Source organism: Neobacillus drentensis (assembly GCF_036965645.1).
Lineage (GTDB): Bacteria > Bacillota > Bacilli > Bacillales > Cytobacillaceae > Neobacillus > Neobacillus drentensis_D.
The window spans coordinates 1-17,935 of sequence record NZ_JBALPZ010000194.1 but is presented as its reverse complement, the minus strand read 5'-3'; the positions used below and the strand labels follow the sequence as shown (position 1 = coordinate 17,935).

Genomic DNA, 17,935 nt, shown 5'->3' with positions numbered 1-17,935 from the left:
GGGGATTCTCCTTTCTTTCATAAGGAGCTGAACAACTATGATATGGACAAAAGAGCAGCGATATCGCCGGATAGAAGACGCAGATAAGGAAGAAATCTTAAAGTTGCAAACAGAAGTTGAGGGCTGCGAATGGCGGCAGACTTTTCACATACAGCCGGAAACAGGTCTACTAAATGATCCTAATGGTTTTTCATATTACAATGGAGAATATCATTTGTTTTATCAATGGTTCCCGCTAGGACCCGTACACGGACTAAAATATTGGTATCATACTAAATCAAAGGATCTGGTTCATTGGGAAAATACAGGAATCGGAATTGAACCCTCTGGTGTGTACGATAGTCATGGGGCATATTCTGGAAGTGCGATTGAGCATGAGGGGAAATTGCTTATACTCTATACCGGTAATACTCGTGATGAGAACTGGGTGCGGCATCCCTTTCAATGTCTGGCTATTATGGATGCAGCCGGAAAAATAAATAAGGTAGAACAACCCGTCATCGATCATGTACCATACGGCTATACGGATCATTTTCGTGACCCTAAAGTTTGGAAAGCAGAAGATGAATTCTATGCTGTCATAGGTGCGCAGCGGGAAAACGAAACAGGGTGCGTTGTGCTGTATCGTTCTAAGGATTTGCAGAATTGGAATTTTGAAGGGGAACTGCAAACAAGCCTGTCCTCTTTCGGCTATATGTGGGAATGCCCAGACTATTTTGAAATGCAGGACCAAGGTGTCTTGATTTTTTCTCCTCAAGGACTAAACCCCAATGGCGATCTGTTTCAGAATATTTATCAATCTGGGTATATTCTGGGCGAACCACTTGATGTAAGAACAGGTACCCTGACACACGGCTCTTTTCAGGAACTAGATAGAGGTTTTGATTTTTATGCACCACAAACGATGTTGACGCCAGATGGCCGCAGGATTTTAGTAGGTTGGATGGGGCTTCCGGAAATGGACTACCCGACTGACAAAAATGGATGGGCCCATTGTTTGACGCTGCCTAGAGAATTATGGATCCGTGAAAGTAAGCTCATTCAACAGCCGGTCCAAGAGCTTCAGGTGCTTCGTAAACAGCAGCATGATATAAAAGATGTCCTCTTCGATGAGAAGAAAGTTTACCAGCATTTTAATGGAGCTTCTTTTGAGCTTATATGTGAATTTGAAAACATTGATGCGGAGACTTTTGGTGTTGAATTCAGAGCAGGAGAAAAGGAAAAAACGATTCTTAAATACGATGTTGTCCAGAGAAAGGTCATATTAGACCGTACTTTCTCAGGAGAACCATTCGGAGAAAAGTATGGAACTGTGAGGAAATGCTCTGTGGATGGATCTAAACTAAAGCTTCATCTTTTTGTGGATATCTCTTCTGTCGAGATTTTTATCAATGATGGGGAAGAGGTATTTACAAGCAGGATTTTCCCGGGTGCGGAAAGCCAGGGGATCCGTTTCTTTGCAGAAGACGGAAGGACATTATTTCAAGCAAGCAAATGGGATATTTAGTAGGAGAATGAGGTGTAGATAATGAGAACGATGTATTCAATTGGTGAGGTGCTGATTGATTTTATTCCCCTTCAAAAGGGAAAGGCGCTAAAAGATGTGCTGGAGTTCGAGCGGGCTCCTGGTGGCGCACCGGCAAATGTCGCAGCCGCAGTAGCGAAATATGGAGGAAGGGCATCAATGATTACCAAGTTAGGTAATGATGCGTTTGGCGATTTTCTTTTAGAGCGGCTTCAGCAGGCAGGAGTGATGACGGAAAAAATCTCAAGAACAAGTGAGGCGAATACAGGACTTGCCTTCGTATCGTTACGGGCTGACGGAGAGAGGGACTTTTCTTTTTATCGCAATCCTTCTGCGGACCTTTTGCTGCATGAAAGTGAAATAGAGAAGAATTGGTTTGAAGAAGGTGATATTCTCCATTTTTGTTCAGTGGATTTAGTGGAGAGTCCGATGAAGCAGGCCCATGCAAAGGCAATTCGTTTAGCAAAGGAAAAGGGCAGCATAATCAGTTTCGATCCAAATGTCCGTCTGCCCCTATGGGAACAACCTGAAGCTTGCAGACAGACAATTGTAGAATTTATTCCGATGGCACACCTTGTGAAAATATCAGATGAAGAGCTAGAATTTATTACTGGAATTGTTGAGGTAGATCGCGCAATTCAATCTTTATTTGTTGGGGACGTGAAAGCCGTTATTTTTACTAAAGGTTCCGAAGGTGCAGAACTATATGTAAAAGACAAACAATTTCATTCAAGCGGGTTTGCAGTTGACGTGCAGGATACCACTGGAGCTGGAGATGCATTTATTGGCGGTTTATTATACAAGCTTTTAGAAAAAAACGTGAGACAACAAAATCTTGAAGAAGTTCTTCAAAAATATCATAAAGAAATCCTTACGTACGCCAATGCCAGTGGAGCTCTTACGACCACAGGAAAAGGGGCGATTTCCTCCCTGCCGGCAAAGGAGGAAATCTATCAATTACTGGAAAAATAAAGGTTTAACGGTTATGAAAAATATTTAACCGCAATTTTTTCAGCCGTACGTGTTGCAAGGGCTTGGGTGGTCAGAGTCGGATTAGGCCCGCCCAGGCTATTGTAAAGTACGCTGTTATCTGCGATGAATAACCTTTTTACCTGATGTGCCTCGCAATTTGTGTCCGTGACATAACCAATTCGCATGGTACTGTGAATATGAATAAACACACCTGGCGGCATGTTCGTGCGAATAATCTTTTTTGCACCAGCTTTTTTTAAAATATCTGCTGCAATTCTAGTTAAGTACTCCCTTTTAGGAATATCTTTTTTACTAGGTTTATATTTAAGAATAGGAACATGTCCATGCTCATCTATTCGCACGGGATCTAACGAAATTCCATTCCGTTGATTCACCTCGTCACCAATGATGACTGCAATACTATAAGATCTAGAATAATCAGACATGACCTCTTTTAGCGTGGAACCTGTTAGAACTCCTTCTAACACCTTTTTGGAAGAAGTGTTGAAGAGGGCATAACCCGATTGGCTGGATCCGTATAATAAAGTAGAGTAAGCGCCGGGGCTGGTTCCGAAAGCTAATAGCATCCCAAGACCAGGGTAGTCAAATCTTGCCCCCGAATTTTGGCCTGTGTAAGGTAATCCCTCTGAGATTCCCAAGATGTTTGTTAATACCTTCTCATCAAATATACCTGTAATACAATCAAACCAATGGTTCGTTAAGCCTTTTCCGACCCAAGGATTATCTGGCAGCTTTGAATTCAGCCAAAGTCGAGGTGTTTCAATCACACCAGCTGACATAACGATAACCTTTGCTCTTAATTCAGAGGCTTCAGCTGTCCATGTGTTTCTAACCTGTACTCCGGCCGCTGTAACTCCTCTAGTGGAATCATCATCAGTTAAAATCTTAGTGACAAACGTGTTTGGCCGAATCTCGACATTTCCTGTCCTTAGAGCCAATGGTATGTAACTAACTAAGGTTGACCGCTTCGCTACAGTTTCAACGGAAGGCCCCATTTTACAGCCATTTATACAATGCCCTCTGAGTGTACATCCAATATGAGGCTCTTTAAAGTCAAATGCAGGATGATTGATCTGAGGGGCAGGCTGAAGAATGGCATTGGGCTGCGGACGGTATCCCGGAGTTGTAACATTACTGGTTTTTAATAGGGACCAGCCTGCTTTTTTCGCTCCATAAAAAAATAACTCCTCTTTTGCTGTCATAGGTGCTGGTTTCACAGGAAGAGTAGCTTCGACTTTTTCATAGAAGGGAATCATTTCACGATAGGAGATAGGCCAGACATCTTCGACTGCCATCGGATATGCTCGCGGTGAATTTGCAAGATATTGGAGGGTTGTTCCGCCTACCCCAGAATTCTGCCAGATAAATCCCTTTTGTTGGAATCCCCGAAACCACGGTTTTTGATCCCTGTCAGCCGGCCCCCAGCGAAATTTTCCGGATACCAAATCGTTCATGTCTGCTTCATAATCGGTAAAACATTTGTCCAAAATGTTTTTACTCAAATCGGTTACGCTCGAGCTGGTTAGGGCTCCAGGATGTTTGTTAGGCTCAGGCCATTTTTGATTGCCGTACCAAGGACCAGCTTCCAATAGTAAGACAGATATTCCTTTTTCAGCAAGCTCTTTGGCAATGACCGCACCGCCGCCGCCGGCTCCAATAACAATGACATCAGCATCAAGACACATGCTTAGTGCCTCCTATTCTATAAACCTATCGACTAGGTAACCCCGCAACGCATGATACCCTTTTGAAGGACCGGGATAGTTGACTTGAATCCAGCTTATGGGAAATGACTCTAAACGACGATTGTTAGGCGGGTTCAAACGTGTTGTCCCATATCCAGACCATTCTGAGTAGAAACCAAACATAGCAAGCCTGTTTATAAAATCCATGACAGGCAGGACAAAACGAGGGTTCAGGTTAAAAGGATAGGGTAAGTATGCAGGATTGATCGTAAGTTGTTCTAAAAGAGTTACAGTGCGTAAACGGTCTTCTGGTGTTAGGACTGAGAAAAATATGTTATTAGGGATTTTATAAAAGGTAAGGGTCTGGGTATTACCGCTGTTTAATAGGAATTGTTGGGCACCTAATTCAAGCAGTTCCGCTGTTTGTCTTGATAATGAGTAATTTGTATTTTTTAGAAGGGAAATCGAATGGTCTAGTGTCCAGATGATATATTCATGGATGAGTAATTCAAAAGCACCAAAGTACTGCACGTTATAAAGATTGTTAAAATGTGGTGGGGTAGTTGGGATTATTGCATCTACAAAAGCTTCGAATATTTTTTTAGTAAATGGATCAGTGCCCATGCAGCCCACCTCTTTCATTTGGTTACTAATATACACTTTTATATTTATATGTGTGCTTAATGAAGAAAATATCTAATCCTTTTTATGTGTATTGGAGCTCCCTCTATGAAAGAATCATGGAATGAGAAAGCATTCTTCCGTTATTAATCTTATTGATAAAATACTTTTGCTTGAAGTAGTTCGAGGGCCCGTTCAATATCCTCTAAATCCTCATCCGAAGCATTTTGCATCCGGGTTAAAAAACGAGATTCTATCGATGCGAAGGCTTCGTTCATCATGCTTTTTCCATTATGTGAAAGAAGAATATATTGTTTTCGCCGATCTACGGAATCAGTCACCTTTTCAATCAACCCCTTTTCAGTCAATTTTCTAAGCTCCCGGCTTGTGTTTGGCATAGACATGTGTTGACACTCGCTCACTTCACTTGGTGTCACGGGTTGACTAACCGCAATATATTCAAGAATGTTATATTGAACTTGCGAGATTAAATCAGACTTTACATCTTTGGTTAATTCAGTTGTCACACGATGAACAGAAGCTGTAAATGCTACAAGCTTAAAAAATAGGTCTTTTTTGTCCATTCTTTTCACCTCTTACAGACAAGATAACAAAGATGTTATCAAAAAACAATTATCATTTGATAAATAGTTGAAGGGATGCTACAATTTAGTTATCAAATGATAAGTAAGGAGTGCGATATGAAGCTGCTGGTCATTTACACATATCCAAATCACCAAAGTTTAAATTATGCATTTTTACAGGAGGTGATTAAAGGTAGTAATGCAAATCCTGCTCTCAAGGAGTTACAGGTCTTAGATTTATATGAAGAGAACTTTAACCCACTCCTGGTTTTTAATGAACAAAAACGCAGACGTGATATGTATAAGGATCCTAATACTGAAAAATATAGAGAGCAAATTATGTGGGCTGACAAGATTGTTTTTATCTATCCCATTTGGTGGGGGAGACCTCCGGCAATGCTTCTCGGATATATAGATCAATTATTTGCTGCTAATTTTGCCTATAAAGATAAGAAAGGGCTTTTCCCAGAAGGGCTTTTGAGAGGAAAGTCCGTTGTATGTATATCAACGATGAAAGGACCTGCCCACTATCCATTCCTTTGGTTACAAAATGCTCATAAAATTTTAATGAAAAAAGCCTTATTCAATTTTGTCGGAATCAAGAAGGTGAAGTTCTTTGAGTTTGGAAGTATGGAAAGTCCTAAGGGAAATCAAAGGAAGAAGCTCGAAAAAATTTATAGATATTTTAAAAAGATAGAAGAGTAAGAGGTTGACCCTGATAATGAACTAGGTATTTATTACCAGTACAATTTTATTAAAAAAGCATATGAAAGCGTTGACATTTAGTTTGGACATGGTAGAATCAAAGCATAAACAAAAACAAAATAAAACATTCCCTTTTAGGATTGTTACTGTCCGGCAGGCAAAACCTAAATTACTCAAAGTATGAGAATGCTATGTTCTTATATTCTGAGTAGTTTAGGTTTTTTGTTTTTCTTGGACTGAAAGCGAATACAAAAATGGATTTAAAAAATTTGGAGGTGTTTTTAATGGCTAAAAAGGACTATACAGGATTAACAAAGAACATTTTAGAGTTAGTCGGCGGGAAAGAAAATATTAACAGTGTGTTCCATTGTGTCACAAGGCTTCGTTTCAAGTTAAAAGACGAGAAAATGGCCAAAACAGAGGAAATTAAAAATTTAGAGGGTGTTGTGACCGTAATGCAAAGCGGCGGGCAATATCAGGTTGTTATCGGAAATCATGTACCTGATGTCTATGCAACGTTCTTACAAGTAGCCAATATGAGCGGGGCTGCTGATAATAATGATTCAGGAGAAGAAAACAAAGCTGGATTACTTGCTAGATTTATAGATATGATTTCAGGAGTATTCACTCCAATTCTAGGCGTTTTAGCTGCAACAGGTATGATTAAAGGTTTGGCTGCACTAATTCTTGCTCTAGGCTGGGTGTCAGCAACATCAGGAACTTATAACTTACTAAATATCGCAGGAGATGGTTTATTCAATTTCTTACCAATCTTCTTAGGTTACACAGCAATGAAAAAATTTGGAGGAACACCTTTTATCGGTATGGCAATCGCTGCGGCATTGGTGCATCCAACATTGACAACATTAACAGCAGGAGACCCACTTTATACACTATTTAAAGGATCGTTATTCCAATCTGATATTCGCATTACATTCTTAGGAATTCCAGTTATCATGATGAGTTATGCTTCATCCGTTATTCCGATTTTACTTTCAGCATTCTTTGCAGTAAAGGTAGAAAAAGGGTTCAAAAAAATCATTCCAGACGTTGTAAAAACTTTCGTAGTGCCATTTTTAACTATTATGGTAATGGTTCCTTTAACTTTCTTAGTAATTGGTCCAGTTGCTACATGGGCAGGCAGTCTTCTTGGTGCAGGCACATTATGGGTTTATAAGTTAAGCCCTGTTATAGCTGGTTTAATCATCGGTGGGTTTTGGCAAATATTCGTTATCTTCGGACTTCACTGGGGACTTGTTCCGATCGCTATTAACAACTTAACAACTTTACATTACGACCCAGTTCTAGCAACAACAGTTATGGTATGTTTTGCACAAATTGGTGCAGTATTAGCGGTTATGTTAAAGACAAAAAACAAAGGATTAAAATCACTAAGTGTCTCAGCTTTCATTTCAGGTATTTTCGGTGTTACTGAACCAGCTATTTACGGTATAACATTACCACTTAAGAAACCATTTATTATGAGCTGTATTGGTGGTGCAGTCGGCGGTGGTATTATTGCTGCAACTGCAGGGAAATTATGGATGTTCGGTGGAATGGGTATCTTCGTTTTCCCAGCCTTTATTAAGCCAGGTTCATCACTAGATATGTCGTTCTACGGAGCAGTCATTGCTTTAGTTGCAGGTTTTATTGTAGCGTTTGTTTTAACTTATCTATTCGGTTTCAAAGATCCTGCAAATAAAGAAAAAGCAGCAAATGAACCAAAGACAGAAAAAGTGATCGATAAAACTCGTACGCAAGAGGTTGCAAGTCCATTAAAAGGAAAGATCATTCCATTAAATCAAGTAGAAGACGCAGCATTTTCAAGTGAAGTGATGGGAAAAGGCGTTGCAATTGAACCAACAGAAGGAAAAGTAGTTTCTCCAGTTAACGGTGTGGTAACCACACTATTCAGAACCAAACATGCAGTTGGCATTACATCCGATAATGGCGTGGAAATCCTCATTCATGTCGGCATGGATACTGTTAAACTAGAAGGAGAACACTTTACCGCTCATATCAATCAAGGCGATACCGTCAAAGCAGGCGATTTATTAGTAGAATTTGACATCGCAAAAATTAAAGCAGCGGGTTGTGAAGTAACAACACCTATTATCATCACCAACAGTGGAGATTACGCAGAAATTAACCCAACAGCCAAAGAAGCAATCGAACAGAAAGAAACATTATTAACGATTTGTGGTTAATATTAAAAAAGAAGCATGGGGACGGTTCTGCTGCTCCGAAATACGGAAGCACGAGAACCGTCCCCGTGCTTCACAAAAGTGCCTTACCCATTTGGGGTGAAGGCACTTTTTGTTGTTCAGTGTAGTGTGTTAGAATTTTTAGGTGAGGTGGGGAATGTGGAGCAGCTGATTTATACACTTTTGGCTTATATTAATAATTCTCTTAATAAGGATATCAATTATTACATAGCAATGAGTCTTTTGGAACATATTCATAGGATTGAAAGTTTTTCATTAGATAGCGTTGCGGAGGCATGTAATGTGGCTCCTTCTACTATTAATCGTTTTTGCAAAAGAATTGGTTTTAAAAATTTTTCAAACCTAAGAAATAGTGCAGCTATTCCAATGGGAGATTCTTTACATGAAGACGCAGATTCGGAATTAAATACACGGAAGTTTTTTAAACAATTAAATGAAAATATTGAAGTGATAGATAATATTCCTATGTCACAGATTGATCAGATAGCCAACCAAATTAAGCAATCGAGAAGAATTGTGATCCTAGGGTTTGAAAAACATCAAATTCAAGCAATGGAATTGCAAAAAAAGCTGTTTCTTCTTGGGAAGCTATGCGAATGTGATACCAATCTATTTAAACAAATTGACACCTTATCTGCTTTATCTGATGAAGACATGATGATAACGATATCCATTCAAGGAAATATCCTCTCTAATCAGCTTCCAATCATTGAAAAAATCAAAACTGCCAGAGGTAAAAAATTGCTCATTACTTTTTCCAGTGAGCTCGGTAACTTGGAAATATTCCATGAAATTTTGCAATGCGGCAAAATTGAGAACAGTAGTGTAAGCAGCTATACCCTATTGCGATTGTTTGATGTGTTGATCAACCGGTATCAGCGCTTTTTGTGAATCAAACATGACTTCAGCTGGTCTTAAATAGACCAGTTTTTTTGGTTGGTTGATAGTATGATTGTCTTATTCACTTATATATTAATCGTTTAATACTAGGAGGTATTCTAATGAAACATAGACGTTTTCCAGAAGGTTTTTTATGGGGCGGCGCAACCGCGGCTAACCAATTAGAGGGTGCTTATAATGAAGGCGGTAAGGGATTATCAATTTTTGATATGGTTACCTTTATTCCGAAAGAAGAACGCAAAAACGACATCGAGATGGATGTTAGAAGTGAAGAAGAATTAGAAGCATTATTAGCAGGAAATGAGGGCGACAACTTCCCTAAACGCCGTGGAATTGACTTTTATCACCGCTATAAAGAAGACATCGCTTTGTTTGCTGAAATGGGCTTTAAAACCTTCCGGATGTCAATCTCTTGGCCGCGTATTTTTCCAAATGGGGATGAGTTGGAGCCAAATGAAGAAGGCCTGGCATTCTATGACAACGTGTTTGATGAACTGTTAAAATATGGAATCGAGCCTTTGGTGACTTTATCTCACTATGAAATGCCGCTTCACTTGGTGCAAAAATATAATGGCTGGACCGACCGCCGCTTAGTCGATTACTTCGTTCATTATGCAGAAACGGTATTTAATCGCTATAAGGGTAAGGTAAAATACTGGCTAACGTTTAATGAAATTAATGTATCCACCGTTTCTCCGTATATTGGCAGCGGGATTCTTGTCGACCGGGTCGAGCATAAGGAACAAGCCGTTTATCAAGCGCTCCACCATCAATTTGTGGCAAGTGCACGGGCTGTAAAGGCATGCCATGAAATGATTCCAGATGCGATGATCGGCTGTATGCTGGCTCGTATGGAAGTATATCCTGAAACATGCAGTCCAGATGATATTTTAGCGGCATTAGAGGAAGATCAAAAGAATCTATTCTTCACAGACGTTCAAGTACGCGGCTATTATCCAAGCTATATGCTAAGCTATTTTGAGAAAAATGATATCCAAATTGAGATGTTACCAGGTGATGAAGAGATCTTGTTGCAGCATCCTGTAGACTTCTTATCATTTAGCTACTATATGACCATGGTGACAAGTGGAAATCCTGAACGATTAAAAGAAAAAGGGAACTTTTTCAGCGGCATTAAGAACCCTTATTTAGAATCATCTGATTGGGGCTGGCAAATTGACCCTAAGGGCTTAAGGATTTCACTGAAGAAAATGTACGACCGCTATCAAGTACCTTTATTCATCGTTGAAAATGGATTAGGAGCCTATGATAAGGTAGAGGAAGATGGCACAATCAATGATGACTATCGGATTGATTACCTGCGTGCTCATATTGATCAAATGGGAGAAGCCATCAATGACGGAGTAGAAGTGATGGGTTACACCAGCTGGGGCTGTATTGATTTAATCAGCGCAAGCACTTCAGAAATGTCTAAACGTTATGGCTTTATCTATGTCGACCAAGATGATTATGGCAATGGTACATTAGAAAGAAAAAAGAAAAAATCATTCCATTGGTACAAAAACGTCATCGAAACAAACGGCGAAGAATTGTAAAGCAGTGAAGCATGGGGACGGTTCTTCTGCTTCGGAAGCATGAGAACCGTCCCCATGCTCAAAAAGCGCCTTATCCATTGGGTTAAGGCGCTTTTTTTATTGGTTTAATCATGCGCATTTGATTTGTTTGTAAAAATAGAATTAAATGAAAGTATGACTAATCAGTGAAAGAGTGAAACGAATGATGGATATTTCCTTTAAAGCTATTTCTATCACGAATGAAATTGATCTGAACAAGATTGCTTTACAATGCGGTATTCCAAAGAAATTCACTTGGGAAGAACCTTTAATTCTGAGAGGAACCATCCTTCAATCCATTCTAGGTAGACAAGTGGATGAATCGAAAAGTGTTCTGGTTTTTTCGTTTGGATGTGTTGTATTTATTAATCACTCCACGGATGATGAGATCAAGGTTTTTTTAAACTACCTCCAAACCTTCGAGCCCGAAATGGATCTGAAAAACATAGGCAGGTATTCGGACGATTATAGCCTTCATATCAATGAGAAAGAAGCCCTTGAATTGACTGACGAATATGTAGTGGTACCTGAATATGAGCCTTTTTATCCTGAACTAATTTCTACTGTTCTCGCAAAATCAGTAGCTCTTGAAAAAACGGAGGAACAATTAGAGGGCATTCACGACAGGCTCGAAACCATGATTGATCGGCTGGAAAAAGGGAAGTTAAGAATAGGCAATAAGGAGCTGGCCAGGACAACCGCAAAAATACTGCGTCATGATTATAACACCCTCGCCTATATCATGATTTTGGATAAGCCGGATATCACTTGGACGAGCAGTAATGCCAATGAATTTTATGACAAGATGATGGACTTTTTTGAATTGAATGACCGCCATATCATTTTAAAGAGCAAAACGGAAATTTTATATAATATCATTGATGGTTTCTCCACCATAAGTCATTCGATCAGAGGACTGTTCGTAGAATGGATTGTCGTGATTCTAATTGTGATTGAAATCGTTATAACGATATTACAGATTGTGGGTTGGATCCCTTGAAAACTTGTTTTGATCTTCCGCTATGTTCCACGAACATAGCGGATAGCTTCACAAAATATTGCCAGAACTCCTCCTGCTTACCATGAAGAAGCAGGGGGTTTCTAATTTAAGGGACCTAAGGTTATTCAACACATTGGACATTTTCCCCATTTTAAAAACAAGGCTCTTCCAAGTGGAACAAGCATCCATTGACTTCAATAAAATGGAACTAGCTATGCTAGTACGATTTGTTCGGAGTATTCAACAGAGGGAGAAGGAAAAAATGGGAGCGATTAACGGAAAAGAGTTTATTGAACGTTTAAATCGGTTGGAAAATGAAATTTGGTTTAATGGTGAAAAAATAAAGGGGGCACTTTCGGAGCATCCTGCCTTTAAAGGAATACTTAAAGCAAAGGCTTCTCTTTATGATTTACAAAATGATTCCGATCTAAAGGAAGAGATGACATTCTTCTTACCAGATAAAGAAGAACCGATTGGAATCTCCTATTTGCAGCCAAAAACAAAAGAGGATTTAAAGAAAAGAAGAAAGATGATTGAACACTGGGCGCGAATCACTCATGGATTAATGGGAAGAAGTCCTGACTATATGAACACAGCTATAATGAGCTTTGCCTCGTCTGCCGCTCTTTTAAATGGTCGGAAAAATTGTTTTCCTGAAAATATTAAATCCCTATATGAAAGGGCAATGGAGCAGGACCTCTCGTTTACCCACACATTTATTACTCCTCAGGTAAATCGTTCTCAGGGCTATTTGGAATACTCTGAGCAGCCAATCTCTGCTAAGGTTATTGATAGAAATGAAAAGGGAATCGTGATAAAGGGTGCCCGTCTGCTTGCTACGCAAGGCGGTTTAACGGATGAGGTATTAGTTATTACTGCTCCAAGGTTATTTCTGGACCCTGATGAGGCCTTCGCCTTTTCAATCCCCTCTAATACAAAGGGATTGAAATTTATTTGCAGAGAATCTTTTGTGGGTGGAGAATCCTCCTTTGATTATCCGCTTAGCTCAAGGTATGAGGAAATGGATTCGATTGTTGTTTTTGATCATGTTTTAGTTCCATGGGATCGAGTGTTTTATTACGATAATGTAGATGCAGCTAATGACTTTATGGGCCGAAGCTCCTTTCACACCTTTGCATACCATCAAGTAGTCACAAGGCAAATCGTAAAAACAGAATTTATCCTCGGTCTTGCTCAACTACTTGTCAAAACTATAAATGTTAGTGAGTATCAACATATACAAGAAAAGCTTTCTGAAATCATTATTGGTCTAGAAACAATGAAGGCACTATTAGAAAAGTCAGAAAATGATGCAGAAATAGATGAGTGGGGCCTTATGCGACCTAGTATGATTCCCTTGCAAGTCGCTTGTAATGTCTTCCCCAAAATTTATCCACGTTTCTGCGAAATTATCCAATTAATCGGGGCAAGCGGAATGATTTCATTGCCAACCGAAAAATCCTTTGATTCTGAAATTAGGGAAGACCTAGAACAATATCTGCAGGCGCAGAGTATGAATGCTGAGGACCGGGTTAAAATATTCCGCTTGGCATGGGATCTTACTATGAGCTCATTTGGTACAAGGCAGACTCACTATGAAAGATACTTTTTTGGGGATCCAATCCGATTATCTAGTAACTTATATAGAAACTACTCAATAGATCAATATGTTGATAGAATCAATGAATTCCTAAACTTAGAGTAAATCACAGGGAAGCACGGGGACGGTTCTCATGCTTATGGAAGCATAAGAACCGTCCCCGTGCTCACTCGTGCTCATTTATTTTTTCACCACGTTATATCGTTTTAACGCGAATTTCCCAAATAGAGTAAGGACCCGGTCCATAAAAAACCCCATTAATCCAAGTATGACTAGGCCGACGAAAATCCAATCAGTTTTAAAGTACAACCTGGCATTCCAAATCATGTAGCCAATTCCTTCATTCGCCGCAACCATTTCAGCTCCGACTATGGCCATGAAAGAGGAGCCCATTGCGAGCTTAGCTCCAGTAAAGATATATGGAAGGGAAGCTGGAATGATGACATGGAACATGATTTGTACTTCGGACGCCCCCATACTTCTTGCGGAACGAATCTTATCTTCTTCCACAAAAAGGACACCCGTAATCGTATTGATGATGACGATAAAAAAGGTGGCATACATGATAAGAAAGATTTTCGATTGCTCGCCAATTCCGAACCAAAGCATGAATAAGGTAATAAAGGCAAGGGGAGGAATGAAGCGGACAAAATTGATAATTGGATCCAGCAGCACTCTTAAGCTTGAGAATCGGCCAATTAATAAGCCGATCGGGATAGCAATCAAATTCCCTAGTGTCCAGCCAATAATTACTCTCAAAAAGCTGGCCCCCATGAAAGTGAATAATGAGCCATCCTTACTAAGATCCACGGCTCCTTGCCAAACGACTAATGGGCTGGGCAAAAACTGAGGATCTGAAAAAGCCGCGGCAATGCTCCAAATTAGGATAACCAATAACCACCCCAGTACGCCGCTTTTTAAGACCATTTTCATGAGGGAAAATTGTATTCGAATTTTCGGCAGGGAAGCTTGATCTCTTTTTATTTCATTTCTTTGTGCATACACTTTTTTTCCCTCCTATTAATCAAAATGTGATTGGATCTGTTGATAAAGATGATGAAATTCTTTGTCTGTGAAATCTCTTGGATAAGCCAATGGAACTTCATAAATGGTAGAGATATTTGAAGATGGACCAACAGACATAACACCGACTTTTTGACCTAGTAAAAGGGCTTCTTGAATGTCATGAGTGACAAAGATAATTGTTTTATTCGTCTCTTTCCAAATTCTTACCAATTCTTGCTGCATGGTACGGCGGGTCATCGCATCCAGGGCGCCAAAGGGTTCATCCATTAGTAAAATATCGGGGTCATTGGCTAAGACTCGTGCTAATTGGACCCGCTGCTTCATTCCTCCTGATAGCTCCTTTGGAAATTTCCCTTCATGTCCCTTTAAGCCAACAAGTTCGATAAAGGAGGAGGACTTCTCCTCCCGAATTGATTTTGGAACTTTCTCCATTTTTAACCCGAACTCCACATTTTCTTTAACGGTTAACCACGGGAAGAGGGCAGAATCTGCTTGCTGAAAGACAACGCCACGATTTCTTCCAGGCTTATGGACTTTTACATGATCGACTAAAACTTCCCCTGCTGTATTTTGGATAAATCCGGCAATGATGTTTAGCAGTGTTGACTTCCCGCAGCCGCTGGGACCTAGCAGGATAAAAAATTCACCACGTTGAATGGTTAAATTAACATTCTCTAAAATATAGGAAGAATTCCCATTAAACGATTGAGATAACCCAGAAATAGAAATCACTGAGGCTTTTTGGGTTTCTTTAAGGGCTGTGTTCATCAGGTCCCCTCCATTTACTTAATAGTTAACTGAATCAGGTAAAGCTTTTTTAAGTGGATCTAAGCTCAATTTATCTTCTAAACTAAAAGACTTGCTTAATATTCCTTTTTCATCCATCCATTTTTTCATATCCTCTAAATGGGCAGCATCTGCCTTGGTAAAGCCAAGAACATAATTATTTCTGTCAAGATCCTTTAATACGCCATCCTCTGGAAGTTTCAATTGTTCAAAGGCAAGCTTTGCTGTCTCTTCTTTATGATTTGCAACATATTGGACCCCTTCATTAAGTGCCTTTAATGCATTTTCAACCGCTTTAGGGTTTTCTTCAACCAATGATTTTTTGGCAAGAAGGTAGCTATCGATCGTTATTCCCGCCCCTGTTAAATCATCAATTTGATGGACGCCTTCAATACTTTTAAATTTTTCTAAAAGGGCACCGCTCACCCAAACGGCATCAATATCTCCTTTTTTCACACCTACAATCGCTTCGTCTGGTGTGCTGTAAGGAACAGAGGTGACATCTTTTTCGCTTAAATCATGGGCTTTCAGATACTGGGCCCAAACGTATTCGTTAACGGTCCCTTTATTGACTCCTATTTTCTTTCCCTTTAAATCAGCTGCGCTTTTAATATTGCCATTCGCAAGCAGTTGATTGGCCTTTGACGTCTTATCATTGCCTCTCGTAAGGGTAGCTACTATGACCAAATCTCCTTTTGCCAATGAATTAATGGCAACATAATCAGCCGCAATCCCCGTATCAGCCTGCTCAGTTAAAACGGCATTGATCGTATCAACACCCATCGCAAAATTAGAGAGCTTAGCGTCTACCTTTTGTTCTTTAAAAAATCCTTGTTTTTCCGCCTGCCTAAATTGAAGCGATCCTCCTGCCGCCGTATCGACGGCCATACGAATGGTATTGGTTTTATTTCCGCTTGCTTTTGCACTCCCCAAAGTTTCCTTCGAGGAGTTAGAGCATCCAGCTATTAGTAAACTACTAAATAGCGAAAATAGAATAATAGAAGATTGTAACTTTTTCAATTTCATTATTATCATCCCCTTTAGCTCTTATCTGATTGGCGTATAATGGTTTCATCTATTCTTGCGACGCAAAGTGCTCCTTCTTCATAAGATTCTTCGGTACCTGCAACGGCAACGACGGAATCTGTACCGATAGCAGCCGCATTAGGTACTCTAAATGTTGCCACATCGAGAGGTACAATCTCTTTTTCATCTGGTCTTTCAAGCTGTGGTACCCATTCGTATGGCAGGCGGTAAGCACGATAGACCATATTCGAGTTTCGGCCATTTTTATAAGGGGAAATAAATTCCCAGACAAGTTCATGATCACGTGTGACTTCAAATATTCTGCCGTCTGCTCCTTCCGTTATCAGCGTGTTTCCGTTAGGCAGTCTTTGGGCGGAACTGATATAAGGACTGTAAAAACGGTACGAATCTAATGGGGCTTGGAATCCAGCTTCAGTAGGTGTATATTGCCATTCAATTTCAAGCGTGACCGGATTGATTTCTAAGATTCTTGAGTGATCACGAACCGCATTTTTTATACCATAAGGAGATGCTGGGTTCGGAAGACCATAACCCCCCCAGCCGCCATTATCAAATACAAGGAGATTACCTTCGCCAGGCAAGCCTTGCGGTATAATATGAGCATGGTGCTGTCCGATAATCCATCCGATATGTTTCACTTCTGGAGTTGAATAATCCGGTCCAAGTTTCCAAACGATTTTCCCTGTCTTCTTATCAATAATCGCAATAATATTCGATTCTCTAGCATCCCAAATAATATTATCTGGATGGAAGCGCTCGTCTCCTTGATCATAAAATTTATTAGGCCCTATCGTAGACATGGAGTTAATATGCATCCAATCTCCGTCTGTATCGTTTCCAAAGCCTCTTAAATTTGGATCACGGAAGAGCACATTCTTGGCACTTTCATCAAAGCCAAGCTCGTCGAAATGATCACTTACGGACCATTCCCAAAGAATATTTCCTTCCCAATCAACTTCGACAATAACGTCATCTAGAAGTGGTTTATCGGAGATTTCCGGTTTATGAACATTTCTGTGAGCCAAGATAAGCGTCTTTCCACTGTCTACTTTCGATTCCAATCCTGGAACATAGTAGCCAACCGGATTGCCTTCGCGCTGGTAATCATGATGAGCTCTTGCCATCCATTGTGGTTCATGACCTGGATCTTCTATGTATTCGAGCCGGTCAAATTTCCAGACAATGTTTCCGTCCCAATCGACTTGAACCAAATCTGCTTCATCTTGGAAACTATATTTAGGATCCCGTTGTTTTGTATGCCCCAAAACATAACCCCCTGGCAGCATCTTATTCGGAAAACCGCGAAGACCTTTCCACAAGTGAACTTCCTTTCCATTCATATCAATTAATAAGGCACCATGATCAGCTGCTTGTAAAATGGTGTAGCCGCTCCAGGCTTTTTGAGGATTAAAAACTGTTGCTCCTGTTGGATAAATTGATGGATGACCCATATTAAACACTCCTTGTTTTTTAGTTTAAAAAATAAAAAGGATATAGAAATGAATAGCAAGCGCTCATTTCTATATCCTTTGGTTGACCAATCGGATAACTTTTAAGTTGTAGCTATAATAGATTTCAACCTTCTATTGTAAGTAGAAATAAAAAAGGATACAGAAATGAATAAAAAACAATTATCATCTCCGTATCCGTTGGTTGACCAATAG

The 17,935-nt window shown here is 39.9% G+C and carries 15 protein-coding genes; 8 read left to right on the top strand and 7 right to left on the bottom strand.

From position 1 onward, the window contains the following. Nucleotides 1–37 precede the first annotated feature (37 nt). Nucleotides 38–1,507 carry a glycoside hydrolase family 32 protein gene (locus V7266_RS27595; RefSeq protein ID WP_335472418.1) on the top strand — a complete coding sequence of 490 codons (1,470 nt, stop codon included), beginning with the start codon at nt 38–40 and terminating at the stop codon, nt 1,505–1,507. A 21-nt stretch (nt 1,508–1,528) separates the two neighbouring features. Continuing rightward, nucleotides 1,529–2,497, top strand: a complete 969-nt coding sequence (locus V7266_RS27590; RefSeq protein ID WP_335472417.1) for a carbohydrate kinase family protein — start codon at nt 1,529–1,531, stop codon at nt 2,495–2,497. Between the two features lie 11 nt (nt 2,498–2,508). Here V7266_RS27590 and V7266_RS27585 read toward each other — a convergent pair whose 3' ends face one another. The 3 genes from V7266_RS27585 to V7266_RS27575 all read right to left on the bottom strand — a co-directional run bounded on the left by V7266_RS27585 (nt 2,509) and on the right by V7266_RS27575 (nt 5,408). After that, nucleotides 2,509–4,203 (bottom strand): GMC family oxidoreductase N-terminal domain-containing protein, encoded by a 1,695-nt coding sequence (locus tag V7266_RS27585; protein ID WP_335472416.1) that lies wholly within the window; start codon nt 4,201–4,203, stop codon nt 2,509–2,511. Between the two features lie 12 nt (nt 4,204–4,215). After that, nucleotides 4,216–4,827, bottom strand: coding sequence for a hypothetical protein (locus V7266_RS27580; protein WP_335472415.1), 612 nt, complete (start codon nt 4,825–4,827; stop codon nt 4,216–4,218). A gap of 149 nt (nt 4,828–4,976) precedes the next feature. Further along, nucleotides 4,977–5,408, bottom strand: a complete 432-nt coding sequence (locus tag V7266_RS27575) for a MarR family winged helix-turn-helix transcriptional regulator (protein WP_335472414.1) — start codon at nt 5,406–5,408, stop codon at nt 4,977–4,979. 117 nt (nt 5,409–5,525) lie between these two features. On the opposite strand from V7266_RS27575, the gene V7266_RS27570 reads away from it, so the two are divergent. The 6 genes from V7266_RS27570 (at nt 5,526) to hpaB (ending at nt 13,517) form a co-directional block, all read left to right on the top strand. Beyond that, on the top strand, nt 5,526–6,113 hold the full coding sequence (locus V7266_RS27570; RefSeq protein WP_335472413.1) for an NAD(P)H-dependent oxidoreductase: 588 nt from the start codon (nt 5,526–5,528) through the stop codon (nt 6,111–6,113). A 284-nt stretch (nt 6,114–6,397) separates the two neighbouring features. Then, complete coding sequence (locus V7266_RS27565) at nt 6,398–8,320, top strand: beta-glucoside-specific PTS transporter subunit IIABC (protein WP_335472412.1); 1,923 nt, start codon at nt 6,398–6,400, stop codon at nt 8,318–8,320. A 156-nt stretch (nt 8,321–8,476) separates the two neighbouring features. Next, complete coding sequence (locus tag V7266_RS27560; protein WP_335472411.1) at nt 8,477–9,229, top strand: MurR/RpiR family transcriptional regulator; 753 nt, start codon at nt 8,477–8,479, stop codon at nt 9,227–9,229. A 110-nt stretch (nt 9,230–9,339) separates the two neighbouring features. After that, the gene (locus V7266_RS27555) at nt 9,340–10,794 is read left to right on the top strand and encodes a glycoside hydrolase family 1 protein (protein WP_335472410.1); all 1,455 of its coding nucleotides are present in this window, start codon (nt 9,340–9,342) and stop codon (nt 10,792–10,794) included. A 181-nt stretch (nt 10,795–10,975) separates the two neighbouring features. Then, the gene (locus tag V7266_RS27550) at nt 10,976–11,812 is read left to right on the top strand and encodes an RMD1 family protein (RefSeq protein ID WP_335472409.1); all 837 of its coding nucleotides are present in this window, start codon (nt 10,976–10,978) and stop codon (nt 11,810–11,812) included. A gap of 262 nt (nt 11,813–12,074) precedes the next feature. Next, a complete protein-coding gene (gene hpaB, locus V7266_RS27545) occupies nt 12,075–13,517 on the top strand; it encodes a 4-hydroxyphenylacetate 3-monooxygenase, oxygenase component (protein ID WP_335472408.1) in 1,443 nt (480 codons plus the stop codon). Nucleotides 13,518–13,592: 75 nt separating this feature from the next. Here hpaB and V7266_RS27540 read toward each other — a convergent pair whose 3' ends face one another. The 4 genes from V7266_RS27540 to V7266_RS27525 all read right to left on the bottom strand — a co-directional run bounded on the left by V7266_RS27540 (nt 13,593) and on the right by V7266_RS27525 (nt 17,722). After that, complete coding sequence (locus tag V7266_RS27540; RefSeq protein WP_335472439.1) at nt 13,593–14,345, bottom strand: ABC transporter permease; 753 nt, start codon at nt 14,343–14,345, stop codon at nt 13,593–13,595. An 87-nt stretch (nt 14,346–14,432) separates the two neighbouring features. After that, nucleotides 14,433–15,206, bottom strand: a complete 774-nt coding sequence (locus tag V7266_RS27535; RefSeq protein WP_335472407.1) for an ABC transporter ATP-binding protein — start codon at nt 15,204–15,206, stop codon at nt 14,433–14,435. Between the two features lie 18 nt (nt 15,207–15,224). Continuing rightward, nucleotides 15,225–16,250 carry an ABC transporter substrate-binding protein gene (locus tag V7266_RS27530; RefSeq protein WP_335472406.1) on the bottom strand — a complete coding sequence of 342 codons (1,026 nt, stop codon included), beginning with the start codon at nt 16,248–16,250 and terminating at the stop codon, nt 15,225–15,227. A 14-nt stretch (nt 16,251–16,264) separates the two neighbouring features. Beyond that, the gene (locus tag V7266_RS27525; RefSeq protein ID WP_335472405.1) at nt 16,265–17,722 is read right to left on the bottom strand and encodes an aryl-sulfate sulfotransferase; all 1,458 of its coding nucleotides are present in this window, start codon (nt 17,720–17,722) and stop codon (nt 16,265–16,267) included. Nucleotides 17,723–17,935 lie beyond the last annotated feature (213 nt).

What these genes read in the sequence shown, in the direction of transcription:
- V7266_RS27550 (WP_335472409.1), top strand. Translation starts at nt 10,976, where the DNA reads ATGATGGATATTTCCTTTAAAGCTATTTCTATCACGAATGAAATTGAT.
- V7266_RS27525 (WP_335472405.1), bottom strand. Translation starts at nt 17,722, where the DNA reads ATGGGTCATCCATCAATTTATCCAACAGGAGCAACAGTTTTTAATCCT.
- V7266_RS27580 (WP_335472415.1), bottom strand. Translation starts at nt 4,827, where the DNA reads ATGGGCACTGATCCATTTACTAAAAAAATATTCGAAGCTTTTGTAGAT.
- V7266_RS27595 (WP_335472418.1), top strand. Translation starts at nt 38, where the DNA reads ATGATATGGACAAAAGAGCAGCGATATCGCCGGATAGAAGACGCAGAT.
- V7266_RS27555 (WP_335472410.1), top strand. Translation starts at nt 9,340, where the DNA reads ATGAAACATAGACGTTTTCCAGAAGGTTTTTTATGGGGCGGCGCAACC.
- V7266_RS27575 (WP_335472414.1), bottom strand. Translation starts at nt 5,408, where the DNA reads ATGGACAAAAAAGACCTATTTTTTAAGCTTGTAGCATTTACAGCTTCT.
- V7266_RS27570 (WP_335472413.1), top strand. Translation starts at nt 5,526, where the DNA reads ATGAAGCTGCTGGTCATTTACACATATCCAAATCACCAAAGTTTAAAT.
- V7266_RS27530 (WP_335472406.1), bottom strand. Translation starts at nt 16,250, where the DNA reads ATGAAATTGAAAAAGTTACAATCTTCTATTATTCTATTTTCGCTATTT.
- V7266_RS27535 (WP_335472407.1), bottom strand. Translation starts at nt 15,206, where the DNA reads ATGAACACAGCCCTTAAAGAAACCCAAAAAGCCTCAGTGATTTCTATT.
- V7266_RS27540 (WP_335472439.1), bottom strand. Translation starts at nt 14,345, where the DNA reads ATGAAAATGGTCTTAAAAAGCGGCGTACTGGGGTGGTTATTGGTTATC.
- V7266_RS27590 (WP_335472417.1), top strand. Translation starts at nt 1,529, where the DNA reads ATGAGAACGATGTATTCAATTGGTGAGGTGCTGATTGATTTTATTCCC.
- hpaB (WP_335472408.1), top strand. Translation starts at nt 12,075, where the DNA reads ATGGGAGCGATTAACGGAAAAGAGTTTATTGAACGTTTAAATCGGTTG.
- V7266_RS27565 (WP_335472412.1), top strand. Translation starts at nt 6,398, where the DNA reads ATGGCTAAAAAGGACTATACAGGATTAACAAAGAACATTTTAGAGTTA.
- V7266_RS27585 (WP_335472416.1), bottom strand. Translation starts at nt 4,203, where the DNA reads ATGTGTCTTGATGCTGATGTCATTGTTATTGGAGCCGGCGGCGGCGGT.